Below are 24323 nucleotides of genomic sequence, written 5' to 3'. Positions count from 1 at the left end.
AAAGATACTAAAAGCAAATTTTTAGTCAACCTGATTTTCAAATACACAAGTCAATAACGAACGTTTTGGAAGTAGAACATTCGCTTCTTTACAGGTTTGAAAACGTTTTTTTAAATTTACAAAAGCTTCTCCTGTTGTTTCGTAACATGCTTCTAATTTATAACTTTTGGGCACTCCAGAAACCATTATTTTTTTATCGGTTTCATCTATATTAACCATAACAAGAACAATTTCGTCTTTTGAAGCATATGCCGAAACCAAAACATTAGTTTCAACCTTTTTATTAACGTCTATTCGTCTCATTCTTGGTTTAATAAAGCGCGAATAATGCCCTAAAACCCAAAGCATTTTTGAATCGGAAAACTGACCACCTTCCTTGTTTTTATCAATATAAATTAAACCATCTTTATAATTATAGGGGCTTATAGCCAGCCACCAATGCCATGCCGAAGCATTCGAATAAACCAAATCGGCGTGAATTACTTTTGCAACGTACAGAGCCGCATCGATACCTAAATCCCGACCAGCTCCGCGAATCTCTTTATTATCTTCCAGCACACAATATTCGGTCATCCAATATTCTAAATCAGGGTCAATTTCTTGTCGCTTTTGGTTCAAAGCATTTCTGGTATTTATTAGTGTATTATTATTCCAGGTTGTAAAATAACTATGCCCCGCTACTTTTTTGGCTACCGAAGGTAAATATCCCAAATAGCCTTCACTTTTTTTGTTGAAAAAATAATCTATTTGGTTGCCTCGATTTGGCTTATCGGCTGCGGTATATAAATAATCGATTTTAGCGGCTTCGGTAATTTCAATTTTGCTTGAAATCTTGTTTTTTATAAACGACTTATGAATCTCATGAGTTACTAAAAACAGTTCTTCATTCGTCCACGGCGACCCTTCCTGTTTACAACATTCCCAGGCCCATTGCGGTTCGTTAAACGGACTCACATAATCGAAAGTTATTCCTGTTTTTTGTTTTACGCCTTTAAGCACTTCCGAAAGGAAATTCGCATAATTTTTATAATATTCTTGCTTAAGATTAGCCCTTGATCCATCTGATGACCAAGCTTTTCCGTTTTTAGTATAAAATACTGGTGGACTGTTTACAAAACCAATAAAGGTCTCGACGCCATACTGTTTTGCTGCTTTTATAAACCAAAGTTGCCCCTGCTGTTTGTCCCAATTATAGGTTCCATCTTGATTTAAAAAACATTCCGATCGACGCCACTCATCCAAAATTTCACTTTCGCTACCTTGTTCTGCACTCCCTGCACCAATATTAAATCGCCAAGCCGATAAACCAATGCCTTCTGGACTTCCGTCTGATTTTATAGCTTTACTAAACAACAATTTTGCTATAGCTTGTTTTGCATCCTCAGGCCAGTATTTGCCAACAAACTGTGTAGACCAAGCATCAGAAGCCCCAAAATTTCGAATGGTTTGATGGGTTATTTCAGGATTGATTTCAATTTCAAGAATATCGGTATTCTTCAAATTACTTTGAGCAGCAACCTGAAAAACGAAACTGATTAGAATTAAAATAAACCTGATTTTTTTCAAACTTAATTATTAAAATTATGAGTTATTTTCTCTATAAGATACTGAAATAAGATCAGCATGTCGTATCCTTATCAATTAGATTTTATCTCATTTTAAACTTAACCACCGATAGCGAGTACGGTTGCAACATGACATCTAATTTTCGCGATTTATTTTGAATTGTAGTCGTTTCAGGAATAATTTTATTTGGATTATCAAATGAATTTTGGTCTTCTAAATTTTCACTTTTTAAAACGATAAATTCTCCCTTTTTATTTATTTTTTTCCCTTTAAGTTGTAAGTTAATATCCTGTACTTTAGAAGATGTATTTACAATTTTTACAATAACCTGACTTGCTTCTGAATCAATTACTGCCGAAGCATACAAATCATTTTGTCCAGTTAAATATTTGCCATTGTTGGTTACCGAAATTAAATCGGTTCCTGCATGGGTTGAAAACAATTTTTGAACCTGATAATTTGCTGTTCCATAAGATTGTAGGTTATTAAACCAAATCATATCTGGCGCCCATTGAAATGCATCTATATGAGCCATTAACGGCGCATAAGAAGTCATGGTTACTACCTCTGCATTGCGCTCTAATCCAGTCATAAAAGCAGCTTCAGAAATTGCTGCTTCCAAATTATTTTCCTTGGGACCATCAAAAATCCCTTTTGGATGAGCCGCATATTCACCAGCAAAAATTTTAGGTCCATTTCGGTCGTAACTATCGTATCGGGTAGCGTTTTCACGAAACCATTCAGGACTTCGATAATAATGCTCATCAATTATTTCGGCATTTAACTTCTTTAATTCTTGCATACCATATTCAAAATAATCGCCATCCGGAAAAGGACCACTTCCTGAAACAATAATCATATCAGGATATTTTGCTTTAATAGCTTCAGCAAATACTTTGTATCTATCGATATAATCTTTCCCCCACTGTTCATTACCAACACCTATATATTTTAAGCTGAAAGGTGCCGGATGTCCCATATCGTTTCTTAATTTCCCCCAATGTGAATCAATATCTCCATTAGCAAATTCAATTAAATCGAGTGCATCTTGCACATAAGGGTCGAGTTCGTCCATGCGCACCAATTCGCCCGAATTAAACTGACAAGCCATGCCGCAGCTTAAAATAGGAAGCGGCTCGGCACCTAAATCTTCAGACAATTGAAAATATTCGAAAAAACCCAAACCAAAACTCTGGTAGTAATCGGGTGTTAATTTATGTGCAAACTCAGTATTCCATCGGTTTACCAAAACTTCTCTATCCTCAACTGGACCAACCGTTTTTTTCCATTGGTAACGTCTTTCCAAAGTACGACCTTCAACAATACAACCACCTGGAAATCTTAAAAACCCAGGGTTTAAATCGTATAGTAACTGGACTAAATCTTTACGAAGTCCTTTTTCGCGACCTTTCCAGGTATCGACAGGAAATAAAGAAATCATATCTAAATCGATTTCTCCAGTGCCCTCAAAAGTTAATTTAAGTTTCGCTTTTGCGAGTGTTTTATTAGCGGTTATTTGCGCTGTATAGTCTTTCCATTGCCCAGCCGAAATAGCGATAACTGTCTCACCTAAAATGGCATTATTTTCATCTATAAACTGAAATTTAATCTTACTAATATTTCCGTTTTGTTTTGCTGCTGTAACGTAAATATTATAAGTTTCTCCTGCCTTGATGCCCATACCTCGGAAACCTTCGTTTACCAATTCGTAACCTTTATCATCATTAATTTTGACACGGATGAAATTGGAATTCCCTGCATCTTTTGAATATTTCACCAACGTAGCGATACCTGAATCATTATTAAACGAATGCCTGTCGCTATTGGGTTGTTTCCAGCCTAAAAACGGATCGACCGTAAACTCAAACGAACGGTTTTTAACCATTTCGGCGTACAAACCACCATCGGCAGCAAAATTTATATCTTCGAAAAACACCCCATACATAGTAGGTTGAATTTTAGCGATTTTGTTGTTTAAATCAACCTCTAATTTTGTTTGTGCTAGTACTAAAATGCTGTTTAGCATAAAAGATAAAAGCATCATTTTTGTGAAACATTTTTTCATCGTATTTCGTTTAGTTGTTATTTTAATGAATATAAATACATGGTTGCCCGTCATTCCGAACGTGGCACGAGGAGGAATCGCATTATTCGTCGTTCGTTCCCCTCTCTGCCGAATTGACAATCAACTCAATATCAATTAAGATATTTTCTAACTACCGTATTAATCGAATACCATAAATACCACCAGCAACCGAGTTTTCTTCAGCTTCAAAACGCAGGTTTAAAATGGCTTCATTTTGAGTTAATTCGTCTGGAATCTGGTAATCGACTTCGTAAAACGTATTGTCTTTTTCGCCATTGAGTTCCACATTGGCAATAGTTACACCGTTAATTAATATTTTGAATTTTCTCCTGCTATCCTTTCCAAAATACGTGATGCGTAAAGTTTTTGCATCGTGGTTTTTATTTCTTAACTGATAACTAAACCAGCCAGTAGCATCACGCCAATGGCGATTTTGATTTACACCATTATTTGAATTTTCCGATTGAATACCATGATCACTCTCTGGTTGCTGTTCTCCAGGTGCAATATAATCGACTGTAATGGCTCTTAAATGGGCTTCGGCTTCCTGTTTTTCCTTTAAATCTTGTTGCATTTTAGCCAAGCCTTCAGGTGTTTCGGTTTTAAAATAAATGGCGTATCGTTTCTCATGTATTTTATAAAACGGCTGAAGCTCTAAACCTTTAAAATTTTCAGGATGCACCAAATTACCTGTTGAAAACGTTAGTGGTTTCCCTGAAATGGGTTTTATATTTTTAAGAATATCATCAAAATTATCAGCAATAAACATAGGTGCTTCGGTTAATGGCAAAAACGAGCCATTGGCCACATGCCCGCCACGACTATCGTCGGCAAACAAACCATCCTGGTTCTCGCTTCCTGTTACCGCCGCCAAAACAACAGGTCCATATTTCACTGAAACATACCCCGATGCGTCCGGAATTTGTTCCAAACTTAAATGCATGGGTAATTGCAGCTCTATTTTATCACCTTTTTTCCATTTCCGAGACATCGAAATATAATGCCCAGGCTCAGCATCGGTATAGATTAATTTTTTATTAATGAATAACTTCAACTCGCCGGGATTTACCCATTTTGGATAACGTAATTTAATGGTAGCATAGGTGCGTTTTTTACTTTTCCAAATTAACTGTGTTTTTGCTTCTTCGGGAAAATTGGTGTTTTGAGTAATTTCAGCTTCTTTATCCTTCCAGTTTACTTTTGAAGGCACAAACAAATTCACATACAGTGTATCTTTATTTTTGGCGTAAATCAATTCGTTATACTTAGTATGGTTTTCTAAACCAGAGCCCACACAACACCAAAAACTGGTTTCTGGTTGCGAATACACGCGGTAATGTCCTGGCCGCATGGGCGTAAAATACACAAAGCCGCCATTCGGGTTTTGCGACGATAAAATGTGATTGTACATGGCACGCTCGTAAAACTCGATATAGCTATCGTTTCCTGTATCTTCAAACAATAACTTACTCAATTTAAGCATATTGTACGTGTTACAGGTTTCTGGTCCCTGTTCGCCTTCCAACACCGAACTAAAATCGTCTGTGGGATTAAAATGTTCACGAACACTATTACCGCCAATACTTAGCGAGCGATGTTGTGTCACATTATTATAAAAATGTAATGCCGAATTATGATATATTGAATCGTGATTTAACTGACTGATACGCTCAAAACCGATAAACTTTGGGATTTGCGTATTAGCATGCATGCCTGTTAGAATATCTTCTTTCTTAGCTAACGGATTTAAAAGAGCTTTTTCTGAAAATCGCTTCGCCAAATCCAGATACTTTTTATCCCCCGTAATATTATAAACCTCAGCAAAAACTTCGTTAAGTCCACCATGTTCAGAGCGTAACATATCCTGAACTTGAACATCCTTCAGATCTTTAGTCACATCAATAAACCAATCGGTTAAATCGATGAGCATGTTTTTGGCATCTACTTTTTCGGCATGAACCCACGCATCTTTAAGTCCGGCAAAGGTTTTATGAATGTTATAAAGCGGCACCCATTTACCATTAAGGCTAAAACTTCCCGCTTTAATATTACCATTTTTAATGTCTTCCCAAAGTTTATTACTTCCTGGAATTCCGCCTATATAACCATTGCCATTGGCTTGTTGAACACGTTTTAATTCCGAAAGGATATCATCGATTTTTTGCTCGGCCAAAGTATCTTTTGTGGATGCGTAATACATCGATAACGCCGACAAATAATGCCCTAGAATATGTCCGTCCAACCCTGTATTTTCCCAGTTGGTGTAAGATTCGGCTTTAGGTTTTAAGCCTGCTTCACGTAAAAATGGCGCTAATAACCTATCGGTATCTAAGGCCTGCATGTACTCCCAGTCGGTTTGCTGGGCCCGTTTAAAAATCCCAGAAGTTACAGATACCTGATTTAGAGGAAATAATTCGATGCTTTGCTGTGCATGAACCCATAAATTTAACAGAAAAAATAAAGCACCAATTATTTTTTGCATAGCTATTCTAATTTTGTTTTTAAACTTGGCCAGCCATTTTCATCCCACTGCAATTCTGATATTCTAAGTCTCGGTGTTCCATTATCATTAGCATCGTAAGCATGATAAAACATATAATCTTTTCCGTTGAATGTATAGGTACTATTATGCCCCGCACCGTACCAGTTTTTATTACCTTCAACCAACAAACTGCCTCCGCCTTCAAAAAGCGATTTTCCTGTTTTATCGAGATAAGGCCCTGTTGCTTTTTTAGAACGGCCAACCACCACTTTATAAGTACTTTTTTCGCCCCGGCAACATAAATCCCAGGACAAGAACAAATAGTAAAATCCGTTCTTTTTAAAGATGAAAGGCGCTTCAAGAGCGGCATCGCCAGGATTGGTGTCGGCCAAATCGAAAGAACGTTCACGTCTGGCTATAGTAAACCATTCCTGAGGTTCGGCAACCGATAATAAATCGGGGTTAAGTTTTACCATTTTTAAACCATTCCAAAACGAACCAAACGACAACCAAGGTGTATTTTCATCATCGAAAATAAGGTTTGGATCTATGGCATTCCATAAATCGCGATTAGGCACCGACTGAATTACAATACCATGATCTTTCCATTTATAATTAGCGTCGGAAGGATTTAAAGTTTTATTGGTAGCCACACCTATGGCCGACGTATTTTTAGCGAAAGCCGATACCGAATAATACAAATAATAGGTGCCGTTATGAAACGACACATCGGGCGCCCAGATGTGATTTTTAAAATCAGGAACCACCTCATCTGTCCATGTGGGTTTTTCGGGAAACACAGAAAGTTGTCTTTCCCAGTTCTTTAAATCTTTTGAACTAAAACAACTTATACCACGTCCTGTGCAGAATAAATAAAAGGTATCATCTTGTTGTATAACAACAGGATCATGCACACGAATATCCTGAGCAAAGGCCACGGTGCTAATAAACATTAATAACAAACCATATTTTGATACAAGTTGATTCATAATTTTCTTTTATTTCTGAATACCTTCTGAAGTCATAATAACCCGTTTCATCGTGCCATCTTCGTTATAATACAAACGATCGACACAAACCGAACGCCTGAAACTTCCACCATGTGTTGGAATACTGCCGTTGTGGTAAATAAAATAATCTTTGCCTTTAAACTCTATTATCGCCTGATGGTTGGTATTACTATTTCCGGCTACTTCGTTTAAAATGCCTTTAAATTCCCAAGGCCCGGTAATAGTTTTACTCATGGCATAAGCTATTTTTTCAGGAAACTGATACGCATACGATAAATAATACCAGTCGCCTTTTTTATGAATCCAAGGTGCTTCGGTAAAATTCGGTAAATCGACAGTCATAATCGGCCCATCGAGCTCAATCATATTTGGTTTAAGTTTAGCATACTTACAAACTGTATTTCCCCAAAATAAATATGCCTGCCCATCATCATCAATCCAAACTGTAGGGTCGATATCATCCCAACTAATTTTAGTTTGCGTGGTCATGTCATTTGTAATCAAAGCTTTTCCAATGGCATCTTTAAAAGGGCCAGTTGGACTATCGGAAACCGCTACACCAATAGCTTTTCCATGAATACTGCCATGCTCCACCGTAACATACCAGTAAAATTTTCCGTTATGCTCTATTACCTGTGACGCCCAAGCGCTCCCTGATGCCCATTTAAAATCGGTTGGTTTTAAAGGTGATGGATGTTCCTGCCAGTGCACCATATCGGACGACGAATATACCAACCACTCATGCATTCTGTAAGCATTAACATCGTTTGGAGCCTGATCGTGCCCTGCATATAAATACACTTTATCATTATGTACTATCGCTGCGGCATCAGCGGTATATTTATCTGTAATTATAGGGTTATTAAACTTTTCGGTTGCTTTTAAAGCTTCATTATTATGAGTCGTTTTACCAGATTTACAAGCGGAAACAGCCAAAATAAAAAAAGCTAAGCTTAAATATTTTAATTTCATTTTTAATGGATTATGAATTACTTAAAAGATGACATTATTGATACTATTTCGCCTCTAGCATTAAAACAGAAAATGGAGGAATAGTTAGCGTAAGTTTATTCTTTTTAAACTTAAAATCGTTATAACCTTGAACTTTCACTTTGTTTGGGTTGTCGAACGTATTGTGATCCTGTAAATTATCTGAAGTCACTATTGTTGCTGTAAAATCACTTACTCCTAATGCTTCACAATCAACTTCTACAGTATTTTCTTTATTAGCATCTATATTTACCAACGAAATATGCACGACACCATCCTTTTTTGAAGCTGAAGCCGAAATTGCCGGTAACGATTTCCCTTCGAATGTATATTTTGGAGATTTAAAATTTAAAGGTAATAACTGGGCATCCTGATGCACCGCATACATTTTCATAACATGATATGTAGGTGTAAGTAATATGTTTTCGCCTTCGGTTAATATAGCTGCTTGTAAAACATTCACAGCTTGCGCCAAATTGGCCATTTTTATTCGATCAACTCTTGTATTAAAAATATTTAATGTCACCCCGGCAATCATGGCGTCCCTCATAGAATTTTGTTGATAGGCAAACCCCGGGTTAGTTCCTTTTTCAACGGCATACCAGCTTCCCCATTCGTCTACCACCAGAGCCACTCGTTTTTTTGGATCATATTTATCCATGATAGCCATGTGTTTATCCAAAATTTCATTCATTTTTAAACAATGGTCCATAAATAAAAAGTAATCGGCTTCATCGAAATTAGTCGCCGAACCTCTTGGCGGCCATCCTGTACGGGTGTAGTAATGCACAGAAAGTCCCCACATCATGTGGTGTGGTACATCGCGCATCATTACCTCTGTCCAATGGTAATTATCGGCATCGGCTCCCGAGGCCACACGTTTAATCGATGCTCCTGGATAATTTCTTGCATAAGTAGCATGTTGCCTGTATAGATTTGCAAAATATTCGGGGGTCATATTACCTCCACAACCCCAACTTTCATTACCGATCCCCCAGTACTTTACATGCCATGGTTTATCTTGTCCGTTTTCTTTCCTTAAGTTGGCCATATCGGTATTACCATCGTAATTACAGTATTCTACCCAATCGTTTAATTCTTCTACTGTTCCACTTCCCACATTACCTGCTAAATATGGTTCTGTTCCCAATAAATTACATAAATCTAAAAACTCATGTGTTCCAAAACCATTATTCTCCTCTACCATTCCCCAATGCGTATTCAAAATATTAGGTCTTCCTGCTTTAGGTCCGATGCCATCTTTCCAATGGTACTCGTCTGCAAAACAACCACCAGGCCAACGTAAATTGGGAATTTGCAATTCTTTTAAGGCCTTTACAATATCGTTACGAACACCATTTGTATTTGGTATGCTACTATTCTCACCTACATATATACCGTCATAAATACAGCGACCTAAATGCTCGGTAAAATGTCCATATATATGTTTACTAATTATAGGGGCTTGCTCATCAATTTGTATTGAAATAGAAGTCGGTTCACTTTGAGAAAACAGTAAAGAAGTCGAAACAAAGAATAAGGCTAAAGATTTGAATAATTTTTCTTTAAAAGTCGTCATTAGATGTTGGAATGAAATTGATACTAGTTTTGTAGAATCATAAATAAGTGTTTATGATACACTTACAAATAAATTAAAAAAAAACAATATTTGCAACATTATTAATTAAATGAATGAAACATTAACATAATTACTTTAAGGTTAATTAACTCATCGGAAATGATATTATTAATTACGTAACTGAAAAAACCTTGATTAAAAAATGGAAATTATTCTATTCCCACTAATCCCATAAACGAAACAAGTACAATTAAATTCAGGCTAATTAATCTATTTAATATATTTCTTAATTTCACATTTTAAAATCCATAATAATATCTCGCATTCTAAATAAATACCTATGCAGAATAATAAAACAGCTTTTTTTAATAAACTTTGCATATCTTTTCTGCTTTGTTCAACTATTCCTATTTTCGGTCAAACTAAGGAAATTCCATTCAAAGTGGATTCCCTTTATAATTTTAAACAACCATCAACATTAGGCCTTAACTACCCTGATAAAGTTGAAACATTCACTATTTTCTCTCCAAAAGAGACAGATAACAAATATAATCATGGTGTTGTACTATACCCTTTTAAAGGTATGCTTTATGCTCAATGGCAAAGTTCGTGGCAAGATGAAGATGGGCCAGATACCCAGGTATTTTACAGCCGCAGTTTAGATGGTAAAACCTGGAGTAAACCAAAAGCTCTAACCAAAAAATGGAAAAATGGAATTAAAACAAGTGGAGGCTGGTGGAGTAATCGAGACACGTTAGTCGCGTATATTTGCGTTTGGCCTAAAAACAAGCTTGTAAAGCAAGGGCATACAACCTACAAAGCAACTACCGATGGCCTGAATTGGACAGCTGAAAAACCGGTTAAAAATAGTAATTCAAACCCTATTCTAGGTATTATAGAACAAGATGTTCATGCCACCCGAAATGGTCGATTAATAACAGCTTTTCATATGCAACCTGGACTAATTGCCACACCATTCTATACCGATGACCCTTCTGGGATTAGGGGGTGGAATTCTGGTAAAATGAAAAATTTACCTGCAAAGGAAAAAAACATGAGTCGAGAAATTGAACCGAGCTGGTTTTATCGAAAAGATGGCGCCTTAGTAATGATTTTTAGAGATCAAAATAGCACATTTAAAAAATTAGCTTCAATTAGCCTTGACCATGGCAAAACCTGGTCGACGCCAATTATTATAAACACTCCCGATTCCAGAGCAAAACAAAGCGCTGGAAACTTACCTAATGGTGTGGCGTATATGATAAATAATCCCTCCGGAAATAAATCTCGATTTCCACTTGTTATAACTTTGAGTAAAGATGGCTTTAATTTTAACAAGGCATTTTTGCTGAGAGATGGTAATAATGACTTGCAAACATTAAAATACCCTGGAAAATACAAGCGCAAAGGTTACAGCTATCCTAAAAGTGTTGTCTGGAAAGAACATCTATATGTGTCCTACGCTACAAATAAAGAGGAGGTTGAATTAACAAGAATACCCATTTCCAGTTTACTTTTAGATTAAGGTAAATTGAAAACATCAAGCTTACATAGCGAACTGGAGTACATCATAATTCTGAGCCTAAAATAACTTCATTAAAAACTAGACTCGACCTCCTTTATTAAACTGGAATTAAATTATGATAGAATAAGTTACTAGCCCTTAGCCTAGAAATTATGAAAAAACACCAAAAGTAACCCTTGTAATATCTGCCAAATAAGACTCTATTCTGCCAAACTATCATGGATAGGATTGTTAAAATTTTCACAAACTTATTTCTTGACTTTTTATATTTTTTTCTCAAATATTAAATTCATGCTCTAAATAAAAATAGCCTGTATATAAAGCATTTTATAATTAATAAATTAATCAATTTCATTTTTTAATAATAATTATTTTGTTTTGTTATGTTATTCAATTATTTATCAAAACCAAACACTTTTAAGTGTTTCTACGCATCAATTAATCTTATTTTTTTTGTTATTTTAGGATTTCACCCAACCTTGAACGCTCAAAATCAAGATTCTAAGGAGAAAGATTTAAAATCTACTTTTTCATCCGATTTAATTAATATTGAAACTTCAATTGGGCAGGTGTTTCGTTATACTACGACACTTCAAAATAACACCTCTGAAGATCAGGTCTACCAGCTAACCACAAAAGTTCCGGAAGGTTGGAGAGGCATTTTTAAAACCAAAGGAAAGCAAGTTACTTCCATCAAGGTGGACCATGGTAAAAGGGAAATAATTAACTTAGAACTCTTTCCCTCATACGAAGCCAAACCAGATAAATATAAAGTTTCAGTAATTGCAAAATCATTAAAAGAATCTCTTACTTTAAATTTAGAGGCCGTTGTAAGTGGCTCGTATGAATTAAAAATAAGCACTCCATCAGGCAGACTTAGTGAAAAGATTACAGAAGGAGATCAAGAGGAAATTCTGTTAACTATTAAAAATACAGGTTCTTTAAATTTAAATGATATTGAACTAAATAGTAAAACACCGCCAAAATGGAGCGCTGTTTTTAAACCCTCAAAAATTGATAGGCTATCTCCTGGTGAAACAAAAAATATTACGGCTATTCTAACCGTACCAGACAAAACTATTGCGGGTGATTACATGAGCACCTTTACCGCAAAAAATGCGAACTCAAAAGATGAAGCTACCTTCAGAATATCGGTAGTTACTTCGCTGGCCTCAGGAGTTTTAGGAGCACTAATTATATTAACAGCTATTATTGTAGTTTATATTTTGATTCGCAAATTTGGTAGAAGATAATTAGCCATGAAAACATCAATTATAGAACTTAAAGGGCTCACCAAACGCTATGGTTCTATTCATGTAGTAAATCATTTAAACCTTAACATACATAAAGGGGAAATTTTTGGTTTACTAGGACCTAATGGAGCCGGAAAAACAACTACAATTCTTATGATGTTAGGTTTAATAGAACCTACTTCCGGAATTGCAAAAGTTTGTGGACACAACTCAATATCTAACCCTATTGCTGTTAAAAGTAAAGTTGGTTATATGCCGGATAATGTTGGTTTTTATGACCATATGACTGGACTAGAAAATTTAATTTATATTGGTGAATTAAATGGACTTTCGAGTAAAGAATCTGAAAAGGAAGCGCTTAAATTAATGCAAGTTGTAGGTTTAGACAAATACCTTAATTCTAAAACTGCTACTTACTCCAGAGGGATGAAGCAACGCTTGGGGCTAGCAGATGTTTTAATTAAACAGCCTGAGGTTATCATTATGGATGAACCTACGCTTGGAATTGACCCAAGCGGAGTAAAAGACTTCTTAAAACTAATTAAAACACTAAGCCGCAAACATGGACTTACTGTTTTACTCTCATCGCACCATTTAAATCAGGTTCAAAAAATATGTGATCGCGTTGGAATTTTTGTAAAAGGAAAATTATTGGCTCAAGGAAATATTGAGCAATTATCAGAACAACTTTTTTCGCAAACATCTCATCAAATAAGCATTACCCTTGACGAGCCAGTTAAACTAACGCAAGAAGAAGAGTTGAAACTATTACAACTAGCCAAAGTAGAACATATCCACAAAGAAGGAAATCAAATACTTATAAGTTGTAATAAGATCTTAACTCCTAACATTGTAAGGTTTATGGTTGAACAAAACTATAACATTACTAGTGTTCATCAAAAAACCTATGGATTAGAAGATATTTATCAAAAATATTTTGAAAACCAACACTTAAACGTATAACAACAATTATGGCAATATCTTATACTGATTTCTCTTTTAGTAAATCAATAAACAAGAGCGTTCCCATTTGGGTTATGGTTAGAAAAGAGATTTCCGACCACATTAGAAGTTGGCAGTTTATTATTCTATCCTTAATTATTGCTTTTACCTTTTTTGAATCTCTGTATGTAGCAATAAATAATTTAAGTTCAGCAGTTTCTAATACTAAAGATCCCGACCATTTATTGGTCTATCTTAAACTATTAACTACTACCGATGGAACCCTCCCCCCCTTTCATGTATTTATCAGTTTTTTAGGCCCCTTATTAGGCATAAGCCTTGGGTTTAATGCTATTAATTCTGAGCAGCAAAACGGCACACTTATAAGAGTAATGGCACAACCCGTTTATAGAGATAATCTTCTATTATCTAAATTCATTAGTGTCACCATTCTAATAAGTACAATGTTTCTATCCTTAACTTTGTTCATGATTGGTGGAGGTTTACTTATAACAGGCGTACCAATTGAAATAGAGGAAGTCATTAGAATACTTAGTTACATTATTATTTGTGTGTTTTACGTTGAATTCTGGTTTAGTTTATCTATAATATTTTCAATTAAATTTAAACAGGCAGCAACGGCAGCCATAGCATCGATAGGACTTTGGTTATTTTTTACTATTTTCTATAATATTATAATTAATATCGTTTCCAAAGTCATAACGCCAAAATCAAGCCTATTTTCTCCTGGCCGATATTCCTGGATTGAGACTTTATTTCATATGTCGCCTAATCAATTGTATACCGATGCCACCACAACGCTATTAATGCCTAAAGTTAGAAGTCTTGGGCCTATGAGTATGGAGGAATTGGCAGGAGCAATTCCCAATTCATTACCTATTAGGGATAGTCTTTTAATTGTATGGCCTCAAGTTAGCGGTTTAATATCCGCAACAATTGTTTGTTTTGCACTGGCTTATTATTTCTTCATGCGAAAGGAGATAAAATGCTAGCTATTTCTATTTTAAATGACATTTTTTCATGAAATTAAAAGTGCATCACATTAATTTTAACCTATTTCAGCGCAAATTTATCTTGGAATAAAATTTGTTCAGATTAAGATACTTTGAATTTTCGATTTAACCTTTTTAAAAGATTTTTAATTATGGAAACAAAACCTTTAAAAATTAAATTGATAGGAAAAAAAGGGAAGTCATATCAAATAAAATTCCCTTATCTAAAAATTCCAGTAACAGTTAATGAAAACCTTTTTAATAAAATGCTATTAAGCACTGATTTTGAACTCTACAACGATTCATCATCTATTAAAAAAGCTTACCCAATACATAGCTAAATGTATATTTACAAAAACAGGGAAAGTATTTATTTTCACTTTCCCTGTTTCATTCATATTAACAAAACGTATAAATATACTTTTTTCAAAAACCTATATCGAATCCACTATTAGAGTTAAAAAAAGTTTATTTATACCTTCTAAAATTCTTAATAAAAAAAGCTTTTTCTATTACCTGTTGGGCATAATTAATTCAATTTTTTATACCCTATCTGCCATTAACAAAATGCTCTTTTTGTTTTTTGAAAATCTATGAGTTTTAAAAGATATTTGATATAGCCTATATTAAATGAAAACTACTGGGATTAGGATAAATAAACTTATAATTTAAATCTCTTTCTATTTTTTTTGAAGACACCATTTTAGCTGAAATTCCATCAAAATCCTGAGCATTAAAGATCTGTCCTTTTTGAATTGAAATTACCTCTCTTTTAGTGGGATGCAAGGGTGCTACGACGTTAAATAATTTCGAAGAAGATTTAACTGCCATCATTTTTTCTATTACACCAATAACATCTGAAAAATGAATGTGGTTTACAGGAGCTTCTAAATTTGAAACATTATATTTGGATAATTGCCTGTCATCCCCCATTAACCCGCCTAATCGTAATATATTTATCTGAGGATACCGCTGTCTTAATTCATTTTCAACAAATACCTTGTCAATAGGCATTTCTTCTTCAATAAATTCTTTAGGTTGATTAGGATAAACACTTGTGGAACTCAAATAAAAAACTTGCCCCTTAAAATCACCTAAAAAAGCAAATAAATTTTTAAGCTTATTTTCTATACTGTCAATATTTCTATCTTTCCGAGAGTTAATAGGTACAGTAATCACCACAACATCTAATAACTTCATAGCTTGCCAATCATCGCAATTATCTTTCCTATCCCCATTTTTAAAATCAACTAAAACAGGATGTACCGTTTCCTCTTCTAATTTTGAAATCTTTTCTTTTGTTGTAGTTGTTGTATAAATAAAATTATCTGATTTCCATATTTTTACCATACGAATACCTAACCATCCACAGCCAAGTATTCCAATTTTTAATTTTTTAGGTTTAGATGTTTTTAAAGTCATTAAAATTAAATTCCATTTTTAAACTCAAATATAGTTAATTACAACAGTAAGAGTGAAAATCATACAACTGAAGCCTCTCTTAGGAAAATAAGCATATTAAAACCATTAAGAACAATGTATTTAAATAAAACAAAGCGCGACTATTTCTGTGAAGCTTTCCTTAATCGCTCAGGTTCTCTTATAGCTATACTTAGCTGAAAACAAAAGTTTTTGATATTAGAAAACATAATTTATGGAATTTCTCATGGTTAAATTATTTTATCATTTCTCGTTATTTTTTCTTCTGTTTCCGCCAGACAAAATATAAAACCACTGCAACAATTGGTAAAACAATAAATATGATTACATTAAATGGATCTGTAAAGTCTAATGGTGCATTATCGTCTGGGTTTTGCGTACCTGGTGGTAATTGGAGATAAAAATTTAATAAACTAAGTATTTTCATAGTATCCTATTGATTTTTACTTAAGATAAGGAATAAATTATACAATACAAACATACTTCGTGCCTGGTTTTTTTTAATATTTAGAATAGCCGCAAGTTATATGGTACGGAAATTAAACAACATAAATAGCAGATACCATAATCTAATTCTTAATATGAAGTATTATTAATCCAGGGCTTATTTAAAATTCAGTCATGCTTAATTTTTTTTGCTGTAAGCAGTTCTCTATTTTCGTTTTTTACAACCATATTGAACCCAGAGAAAATTATTAAAAAGGCATAAAAACAAAAAAGCTCCACTATTTCTAGTGAAGCTTTCAGTGATCGCGACAGGATTCGAACTGAATCTCTCCCACCCTATATTTACAACATTCTTAACTTTCAAAACATCTACTGTTGACCGAATTGTTGACCGAATCGGAATATTTATTGATTTTCAGTAAATTACAAATATACCAAAAACAAATATTTATTTATTAGCAAATAAATTAAATTACAATTACACATATAGTACATTTTACATAAAGCCCATTATTAATTATGATTTTCATAAAGCTCTCTTAAAAAATACTGTCCATTTTCTGCAAATTGATTGCATATTTTATCAGCATATTCCTTTAATTTAGAAGAATTTTGCTGATAAAAATATGCAACAAATTCAACTATTTCATTTTGCATAATTGACGCATAATAATAATCATTAAAAACAGCCTCAACAAATATATTGCAGGCATAAATACCGCTTTTTTCAGTATCGCCTTGTACTTTTAGCCTATTCAAATTTTTTATTAGCTCATCAAAATCTCTTCCTTGTCTACCGAAATTTGATGTTCTTTTTATTAAATTATAATTTTCATCATTCAATTCATCTATGTACTTCATAAGATAAAAAAGAGTTGGCATTTCCTTAGCTCCAACATCTGTACTTTCTTCTAAAACAGCTAAAGTTCTTTCCCATACTTTGAATACTTTTTTTCTAAATAAAACCTTATCTTCCGGACTTAATTCTTTAAAATATTGATCAAACTTAAAAGACAAAGAATGAATTATTTTTCTTATTCTTTTTATCTTCTTTTGATCAAATATTAATGTTATAATTTCATCTTTATTTAAATCTTCAAAATTAAAAATGTAAAAAACTGCCGAGTGTAATTCTATTGAATTATCTCCCATTGTTGAATCTTCAATTTGCCAATTTTCATTTATAGCTTTGATATAAATATCCTTGAAAATTTTATAATCCAACTCCGAAGTATTATAATCCAATAGGTGACATCCAAAATAAGATTTTATTGTTTGAGTATCCTTTTTAGGTATTTGTTTTATTAGATTGTTAGTCCATTCATAATCTAAGAAATAGAAATTTCTTCTGCGCCACCCAAAATACATGTAGAGTTCTTGAACTCCTTTTTCCACTAAAACATCAAATTTTTCCTTTTCCTTTATAGACCACCTAGCCTCTTTCTTATTAATATCTGATTTTATTAAACGTGCTTTCCGAAGAGAATATTCAAGTAAACAACCTATTATTACTCCTGTTGTATTATTAATAGCATGCATAGCAGAACCCAATTTACCTATACCTTCATATTCAGTCGATATAAAACTAAATATAATACCCTCGACACTTGGTAATAAATCATCCGAAAAACCCTTATTATCTTCTCTCAAACCAAATGAAATAAATCTACAGAAACTAGATATAACTAATAAATGATCATATTTAAAGGATGCATTTTTTAACTTTAGCCTATTAGTTCCAAACTCCTCCTGATTAATATACTCTCTAATAAATAAAATAGCATTCTCCTTATTAAGGTTATTTCCATTCTTAAATGTTTCAGTAATACCATAAAAAATACTTGAAATATGCCTATATGGAACACCTAAAAAATATTTATAATTATCACAAAACAAATTTGGATTTTCCCTAACAACAGTTTCTAAATTACCTGTTAACCCTTCTACGCAAGGACTTTTAAAACTTCTAACTGGATCAAAGGATTTTAATAACTCGGTAAAATCAACAATCTCCATTGAATTAATCTCATCAACACTAATTGGCGATCTGCTTCCTATAGTAATTGATACATTAGGCTCAGGCCTAAACTCTTCCCTAGATTTTAATAAATTTTGATTCAAAAAATCAAACTTCTCCTTAAAATAAAAATTAGAACTTAAAGCAGAATACCACCTTAATTTATAATCTAACAAATAAACTTCTTTGTTATAATAATCTTTATTTTGTGAACCATTTTCAATTATTTGTTCTAATATTAACTCTTCGTGATGCTCCAACTCTACAGAAATTTCCTCTAAAAAAAAGTAAAGATCATCTCCCCAAAACGAATTAGAAAATAATTTCTTCCTATCCTTTTCTTTAATTAATTCAAAAAATATATATTTGGTTTGACTCCATGTTTTGGAAATTATGAATAAACAGATTTTTATAAAATGACTATGCTTATAATTTTTTAAAAATTTCCAAATAATTTCATTAATCCTTTCAGTTGAAGAACTAGCAATCTCTAAGCAACAATTTTTAAGGAAGGTAGTATAAATTGTTTGAATAGAATAAGAGTGCCTATCTTCCTCATCCAAATAATAAATACTTCGAATTTGAAAACTACTTATATATTCAGATTCCAAGTAGACTAATAAATTATCAGCAACAAAAAAAATCACTTCATTCGAACAAAAATTAGCAATAGGTTTATAAAATTCCTCTTTCTTACAAGTCTCCTTTAATTTATAAGACCTTACTATAGGATGATATTTACCTGTTTCATATGTTGAGCGATCAATAAATTTCTCTTTATCCGAAATCGCAAAAACTAATTTGACAATTTTCTCAATTCTTGCTTTATAATTGACAGCTTCTTGTTTGTCAAAAAAATATGAATTCAACAGTTTAAAAATAGCTTCACTTTCAAGAACATTCTCATGTCTTGTATCAAAAAAGATATTTAAATATCCAATAATTTCATCACTTATAAACTCCTTAGGAATATTACTTAGTATGGTAATAAAGGTATACCAGATTCTATAATTATTTATCTCTTTCTTCTGAACAGAATACTCACAAACTTCGTTAATTATTTGTACTAAAATTTCAGAATTCTCCTTTTCAATGTCCCCATCTTTAATTTGCTTGGATAAGAATTCTAAATATGAAGATTGATTCCAAAAGAATCTATCCTTTAAAGTTTCAGGTGAAAAAAAACCATGATTATATAATGGTTTAATCCAATTAACACTCTTTAAATTTGAAAAAAAATAATGTTCTTTCTGCCTATTCTTAAATAAATTTTTTATTGTGTGAAGTATTTCCTCCGTAGGTTTGTCAAACTTTAATATTCGTTCTATCTGCTTTAATTGATTAATAAAATTGCCTAATAGTTTAAGCAGTATTGATTCATATCTTTCCCATAAGAATATTATATCTGTTGAATCTCTTGAAGATTTAAATGCACCACTTCTATGAGTATATTTAACAAACTTTGTTGCTACATCAATATATTCCAACGCAAAAGGGTCATCAATAGGTAAATCTATCGCTACCAAAATAGAAGCAACATGCCCCTTAGTATCTTTTAATTCACCCTCTAATGATAATTCTTTCTGCTTTTTTGACTTCTCCTCCTTAGGGGCTAAAATATCTCTAATTCCACCATCAATCTCCCTTGCTGAATGTGCTATTAAATATGTTCTCGAAGGCAATCCTTCATCGGCTATCATTGATAAGCCACTTAAATAAAAATCAGATATTTCCTCTCCGATACTTTTTAAACCATTATGAATTAGTTTCTGATTCTCATTTAGTGTCATAATAGGATGTTTATTGTCTTAGTTAAAATGATTCCATTATAAAATCTAACTAATAAAATTACATTTTTTTACAACAATAAGATACTTCCTACCTTTGAATAAATTAATAATATTATTTATGAATGAAAAAAAGAAGAAAGTCAATATAGATGATACCCTTAAACAAGAACTCCTTCAAAATAAACAATGGGAATTACAAATGGAGTTTTTAAGATTTTTGACCAGATTAAAGAGTTGGAGTTAATCTTACCTGAGTTGGTTATTTAAACTATTATTCTGAATGGACAGATGAAACACTTTATTAAAATAGAAAAGCTCCAGTAAATATATACTGAAGCATACTTTCTTCCCGGCTGCTTCATTGAATCTATTTAAAATTTAATTTTTCTATTGCCATTCTGTTCAACTAAACTTAATCCAATAAATTCATTTTCACCTAACGAAAATTTAGGTAAGACATAAACAAACCTTTTTGAATTTCCATTTGCAACCTTTTCAGGAAAATCACATTTATAATTAATGTCCAATTCTAATTGCTGGTACGAAGCTTTTCTTTTCTTATTTGTTGAAACCCTAAACACTTTCAAATAATCTATTTCAAAATCAATCTCGGATTTATTCTTAATCTCAAATACCATGTACACTTCATCTATATGATATCTCGTTTCCAATAATTTTAATACAATACCGTCTTTTCGTTTAGATCGATCTGTTAGAAAGTCCAAACCTAACAGATACTTACTAAATTTTTCATAGTAGTCATAATCCTTATGTTTTGGTTTAGGTCTTTCTATATTTATTGGCTTAGAATTAGGCTTTTCATTACCTATACTTTCTGATTTTGGAACAAAATAGTTGAGTTTTGAAATCGAATCCTGATACCGAATGATATACGAATACACCTGTCCATCATCAGTAATAGCCAAAAGGTTACTATCATTTCCAGGGCGTGCCTGAAGCAATCCAAAATACTGTTTCTTTTCTCTATTATAGGTAAACACAAAGTCTTCAGATCCAGTTATCCCCTGCCTGATATAATCCGGAAAAAATAGCACCACATTAATCTTGTCATTGCATATATAGTATCTAGAGCTACTCTTTGAGCAAACGTAGAAGTTGTTATTACCAATGATATTGTAATTATTAAATAGGCTTTCATTTGTAATTGATTTTAAAGGTTAGTTATCTACTTTCAAATAGAGTTTGTAGTTATCCAGGACGGTCACTTTGATGCTTCTATTTTTTCTTTGGAAAATGCTTTTTACACCACCTACCTGAGGCAAACCGGCTATATTGATATCCTGTACCACATCTCCAATAACTTGGGTGGTCGCTTCGCCTCTGAAGCTATTCTTCACATATATGCCTTCATTACCATCTGACCAGTCATAGGCTTTGAGTTTAACAGGATAGTGATTGAGATTATTAATATCAATGATGGTTCTATTGGGTTTAAAATCGACAAAACCATAAATTGGCATATTTCTGGGAAATACTCGCCCTTGTATTTCAGTATCCTTTAGAAGCCGCATTTTAATTCTATAATCCGTCTTAACGGTTTGAGTACCGTCAACAATAACAGGAATAAGCCTATCTCTTCCGCTTGACACCACTCCTATTGGATTCGAGGCAAAAAATAGCTGATGTTCCAAACCAAGTTCTTTTGTATCGGTCTGCTCTTCTTCAGTATCTTCTAAGGTTTTGGCTTTAATCTTTAGTGCTGAATAACTGCTGTTTTGTGGAGTTTCATTTGATGTAGTTTCAGTAGCATCTGTATAATAGATTCTACTGTTTTTATAGATGCTATCTACGATCTTCTGCTTTTGTTTATCTACATAACTAGTATCATAAACTCCTAAAGAGTCCAGATAACGCTCATCATAAATACTAGGAGCATTGGTCTGTTTAACTTCTTTGAGATCATTAATGGCCTCCAGCTTGGATCCATATGCCTTTTTATCATCAGCCAGATCAGGAACTGGTATTCTATTAGTATCCAGTACGAGTTCTTTCTCATCTCCCATCACTATGATGCCATAGCCTCCAATAAACAGAAGCACACATAGAATCAGGGATGCAAAGACTATTTTATTTTTATCTACTTTCATGTTAATTTGGATTTATTCAGTTTGTATTTTTCTCAAGGCTTTTTCAAAAAAAGTTGTAATCAGTAGCCCATGGGTATTATTAGGAAAATTGCGATCCACATGAATCAAACTACCGGTAGTTACAAGCTCATAGGTATCTATCACAGACCCTCTGTTGATTTCAAAAACGGTAGTCGTTTCAAACATGTAAGGTTCCTTTTGAATATTCACTTGTGAGCTTATTTGGGTTACCTTTTGCACTAGGGAATACTGCAAAAGCCGGTTATACACCCCATCAGCTTTCTTTTGTCTGTACAAGGCATCTACAGAGCTATTACCTAACCACAGGGCCTTTTCTAGTTGAGATTCATAATTGCCAGCATCAATATTGTAGAAATACTTATGGAACAGTTCTAAGTGGGCTAAAGCTTCTACTTCGAGATTCTCATATTGTGATACGAGTTTCAGTGGAATCACACTACCTTCAGTACTGACAGCAAAAGCACTCTCTATCATCTGTTTATGCTGTTTTATTACCAGAAGTATTGAAACGATACTGACTACAGCTGCAGCAATCACAACGGCATAAACAATGAACCGATTAAGCTTCAGAACGCTGTATATATCTTTAAAAGGTGTTTTCATAAGCTTTGTTTTTAAGAAGTGAATAGTTTTATGGTAAACGAAGTCGCTCTTCTATAGAGTTTAAACTTCAGAAAGACGATAAATCCGATGGATCCTAATTCCAATACTGGAGCAAAAAGATGGCTTCCCCAATCTGTCCCAAAGAGTTCAGACCAGAAATTCGTATTGATCTCTGTATAGAGATTATTAACAAAGACATTGACCAAGAAAAAAGCCGGCACCAGCATATAGACTCCCGCATAGAGCTTAAAAAAATGATACCCCATGCTTCTAAACTTTTCAAAAACAGAAAGACTTATCACCAGTGGAAAAAAGGCCTGCATAATCCCCAGCAAAAAATAACGCTCTGCTAAAAACAGTGGATAGATAAATAAATCCAAAAGCCATAGAAACAGAGCTATTATAAAGGATATCACCTTTAATCCAAATAGTGGACTCATCAGCGCTTCATAGAGTAATATCATGGCTTTTTTGGCGGCTTCCATAACACTCACATCCTGCTCAATATCCAGATCCTGCATTTGAAGCGGGAGGAGTGCCGGAGCCGTATCTCTGTATTGTGTTTCAATAGCTACCAGAATACTATCAAATACCCCCAGAATCTGAGTGGAGAAAATAACCAAAATAACCACCGCAAAATTCTTGGCCAGTTCTCCAGGGCTCAGACCCCAGGTGTAGCCCTCATTAGTAGCTACGCCCTCATTGTATTTCTTAAGGATGTTGATTAGGAAAAACAACACCGCCAGAGATTTCATACCGGTAATGGTATACTCTGCAAAGTCACTGCTTTTAATGGTGGTAAACACCGCATCTACATATTCCAGTCCTATGCCAAGAAAAAAGCCCATCTTAATAACTAGTTGCTCTGGTATTAATGCGGTCCTGCAAATCTCTAAAGGCTATAATCTCTTTGTATCGCTTGGTTTTCAAGGTAATCTCAGCCACCATCTCTTTAGACTCATCTTCCTTCTCCTTTAAAAACACCGCGCGTTCAGCATCTGTCATTTTAAGGGTATTACTGGATAAGATCTGTGATACAAAATCCAGATCCTCCAGTGATTGTTCAATAATCGCATCAAAAGATGCTGAGATTCGGGAAACCTCTTCGGGTCTAATATGTGGTGAGTTCAGGATTTTTCTTAAATCATCCTGAATAAGGTTATAGAGCTGCTGATTGTTTTTATAGAGTTCCTTGACCGCATTCAGTTGTTTAATGACATTACTGACCTGCTCAATACGGTCCTTTTGTTCTTTTAAAAAACTAACAGTTTTTAGTAGTTGTGAGGTCTGCTTGGCAGATTCAATCAGGGATTTAGCCAGACTGATAAAATTAGTATTATCATACACCGGCAGCCCTTGGCAGGCCGCGCCTGCTGGCACTAAAATAGTTAGGCTTAATGCTAACACTATGGTTCTAATTCTCCTTTTCATGATCATGGTTTTTAATGGTT

General features: G+C 33.7%; 19 protein-coding genes. 5 read left to right on the top strand and 14 right to left on the bottom strand.

Annotated features, from left to right (window positions below):
- Positions 1-21 precede the first annotated feature (21 nt).
- The 6 genes from ICJ83_RS05265 to ICJ83_RS05240 all read right to left on the bottom strand — a co-directional run bounded on the left by ICJ83_RS05265 (position 22) and on the right by ICJ83_RS05240 (position 9713).
- Positions 22-1566: a glycoside hydrolase gene (locus ICJ83_RS05265; protein WP_188229334.1), complete on the bottom strand. Its 1545-nt coding sequence runs from the start codon at positions 1564-1566 to the stop codon at positions 22-24.
- A gap of 82 nt (positions 1567-1648) precedes the next feature.
- On the bottom strand, positions 1649-3631 hold the full coding sequence (locus ICJ83_RS05260; RefSeq protein WP_188229333.1) for an alpha-L-arabinofuranosidase C-terminal domain-containing protein: 1983 nt from the start codon (positions 3629-3631) through the stop codon (positions 1649-1651).
- A gap of 151 nt (positions 3632-3782) precedes the next feature.
- Positions 3783-6134 (bottom strand): glycoside hydrolase family 127 protein, encoded by a 2352-nt coding sequence (locus tag ICJ83_RS05255; protein WP_188229332.1) that lies wholly within the window; start codon positions 6132-6134, stop codon positions 3783-3785.
- A gap of 2 nt (positions 6135-6136) precedes the next feature.
- A complete protein-coding gene (locus ICJ83_RS05250; protein ID WP_188229331.1) occupies positions 6137-7123 on the bottom strand; it encodes an arabinan endo-1,5-alpha-L-arabinosidase in 987 nt (328 codons plus the stop codon).
- Between the two features lie 9 nt (positions 7124-7132).
- A complete protein-coding gene (locus ICJ83_RS05245; RefSeq protein WP_188229330.1) occupies positions 7133-8116 on the bottom strand; it encodes a glycoside hydrolase family 43 protein in 984 nt (327 codons plus the stop codon).
- A gap of 43 nt (positions 8117-8159) precedes the next feature.
- Positions 8160-9713 carry an alpha-N-arabinofuranosidase gene (locus ICJ83_RS05240; RefSeq protein WP_188229329.1) on the bottom strand — a complete coding sequence of 518 codons (1554 nt, stop codon included), beginning with the start codon at positions 9711-9713 and terminating at the stop codon, positions 8160-8162.
- A 340-nt stretch (positions 9714-10053) separates the two neighbouring features.
- On the opposite strand from ICJ83_RS05240, the gene ICJ83_RS05235 reads away from it, so the two are divergent.
- From ICJ83_RS05235 to ICJ83_RS05215, 5 genes are all read left to right on the top strand, one after another.
- Positions 10054-11238: an exo-alpha-sialidase gene (locus ICJ83_RS05235; RefSeq protein ID WP_188229328.1), complete on the top strand. Its 1185-nt coding sequence runs from the start codon at positions 10054-10056 to the stop codon at positions 11236-11238.
- 479 nt (positions 11239-11717) lie between these two features.
- Entirely contained in the window at positions 11718-12491 is a 774-nt protein-coding gene (locus tag ICJ83_RS05230; protein WP_223154602.1) for a COG1470 family protein, read from the top strand.
- A 6-nt stretch (positions 12492-12497) separates the two neighbouring features.
- A complete protein-coding gene (locus tag ICJ83_RS05225) occupies positions 12498-13454 on the top strand; it encodes an ABC transporter ATP-binding protein (RefSeq protein WP_188229326.1) in 957 nt (318 codons plus the stop codon).
- 8 nt (positions 13455-13462) lie between these two features.
- The gene (locus ICJ83_RS05220; RefSeq protein WP_223154601.1) at positions 13463-14446 is read left to right on the top strand and encodes an ABC transporter permease; all 984 of its coding nucleotides are present in this window, start codon (positions 13463-13465) and stop codon (positions 14444-14446) included.
- A 152-nt stretch (positions 14447-14598) separates the two neighbouring features.
- A complete protein-coding gene (locus tag ICJ83_RS05215) occupies positions 14599-14787 on the top strand; it encodes a hypothetical protein (RefSeq protein WP_188229325.1) in 189 nt (62 codons plus the stop codon).
- Positions 14788-15067: 280 nt separating this feature from the next.
- Here ICJ83_RS05215 and ICJ83_RS05210 read toward each other — a convergent pair whose 3' ends face one another.
- The 8 genes from ICJ83_RS05210 to ICJ83_RS05175 form a co-directional block, all read right to left on the bottom strand.
- Positions 15068-15868: a Rossmann-fold NAD(P)-binding domain-containing protein gene (locus ICJ83_RS05210; protein WP_188229324.1), complete on the bottom strand. Its 801-nt coding sequence runs from the start codon at positions 15866-15868 to the stop codon at positions 15068-15070.
- Positions 15869-16139: 271 nt separating this feature from the next.
- Positions 16140-16313 carry an adenylosuccinate synthetase gene (locus tag ICJ83_RS05205; RefSeq protein WP_188229323.1) on the bottom strand — a complete coding sequence of 58 codons (174 nt, stop codon included), beginning with the start codon at positions 16311-16313 and terminating at the stop codon, positions 16140-16142.
- 533 nt (positions 16314-16846) lie between these two features.
- The gene (locus ICJ83_RS05200; RefSeq protein WP_188229322.1) at positions 16847-20140 is read right to left on the bottom strand and encodes a hypothetical protein; all 3294 of its coding nucleotides are present in this window, start codon (positions 20138-20140) and stop codon (positions 16847-16849) included.
- A 371-nt stretch (positions 20141-20511) separates the two neighbouring features.
- A complete protein-coding gene (locus ICJ83_RS05195) occupies positions 20512-21198 on the bottom strand; it encodes a DUF4138 domain-containing protein (RefSeq protein ID WP_317173260.1) in 687 nt (228 codons plus the stop codon).
- A gap of 120 nt (positions 21199-21318) precedes the next feature.
- Positions 21319-22248 carry a conjugative transposon protein TraM gene (gene traM, locus ICJ83_RS05190; protein ID WP_188229321.1) on the bottom strand — a complete coding sequence of 310 codons (930 nt, stop codon included), beginning with the start codon at positions 22246-22248 and terminating at the stop codon, positions 21319-21321.
- A gap of 12 nt (positions 22249-22260) precedes the next feature.
- Positions 22261-22872: a conjugal transfer protein TraK gene (locus ICJ83_RS05185; protein WP_188229320.1), complete on the bottom strand. Its 612-nt coding sequence runs from the start codon at positions 22870-22872 to the stop codon at positions 22261-22263.
- An 11-nt stretch (positions 22873-22883) separates the two neighbouring features.
- Positions 22884-23720 carry a hypothetical protein gene (locus ICJ83_RS05180; RefSeq protein ID WP_188229319.1) on the bottom strand — a complete coding sequence of 279 codons (837 nt, stop codon included), beginning with the start codon at positions 23718-23720 and terminating at the stop codon, positions 22884-22886.
- A 1-nt stretch (position 23721) separates the two neighbouring features.
- Complete coding sequence (locus ICJ83_RS05175) at positions 23722-24303, bottom strand: SPFH domain-containing protein (protein ID WP_188229318.1); 582 nt, start codon at positions 24301-24303, stop codon at positions 23722-23724.
- Positions 24304-24323 lie beyond the last annotated feature (20 nt).

The sequence above is a fragment of the Aestuariibaculum sediminum genome, from assembly GCF_014596945.1.
Taxonomy (GTDB): Bacteria; Bacteroidota; Bacteroidia; order Flavobacteriales; family Flavobacteriaceae; genus Aestuariibaculum; species Aestuariibaculum sediminum.
The sequence above is the reverse complement of the archived record's forward strand: the minus strand, read 5'-3'. Positions and strand labels throughout refer to the sequence as shown.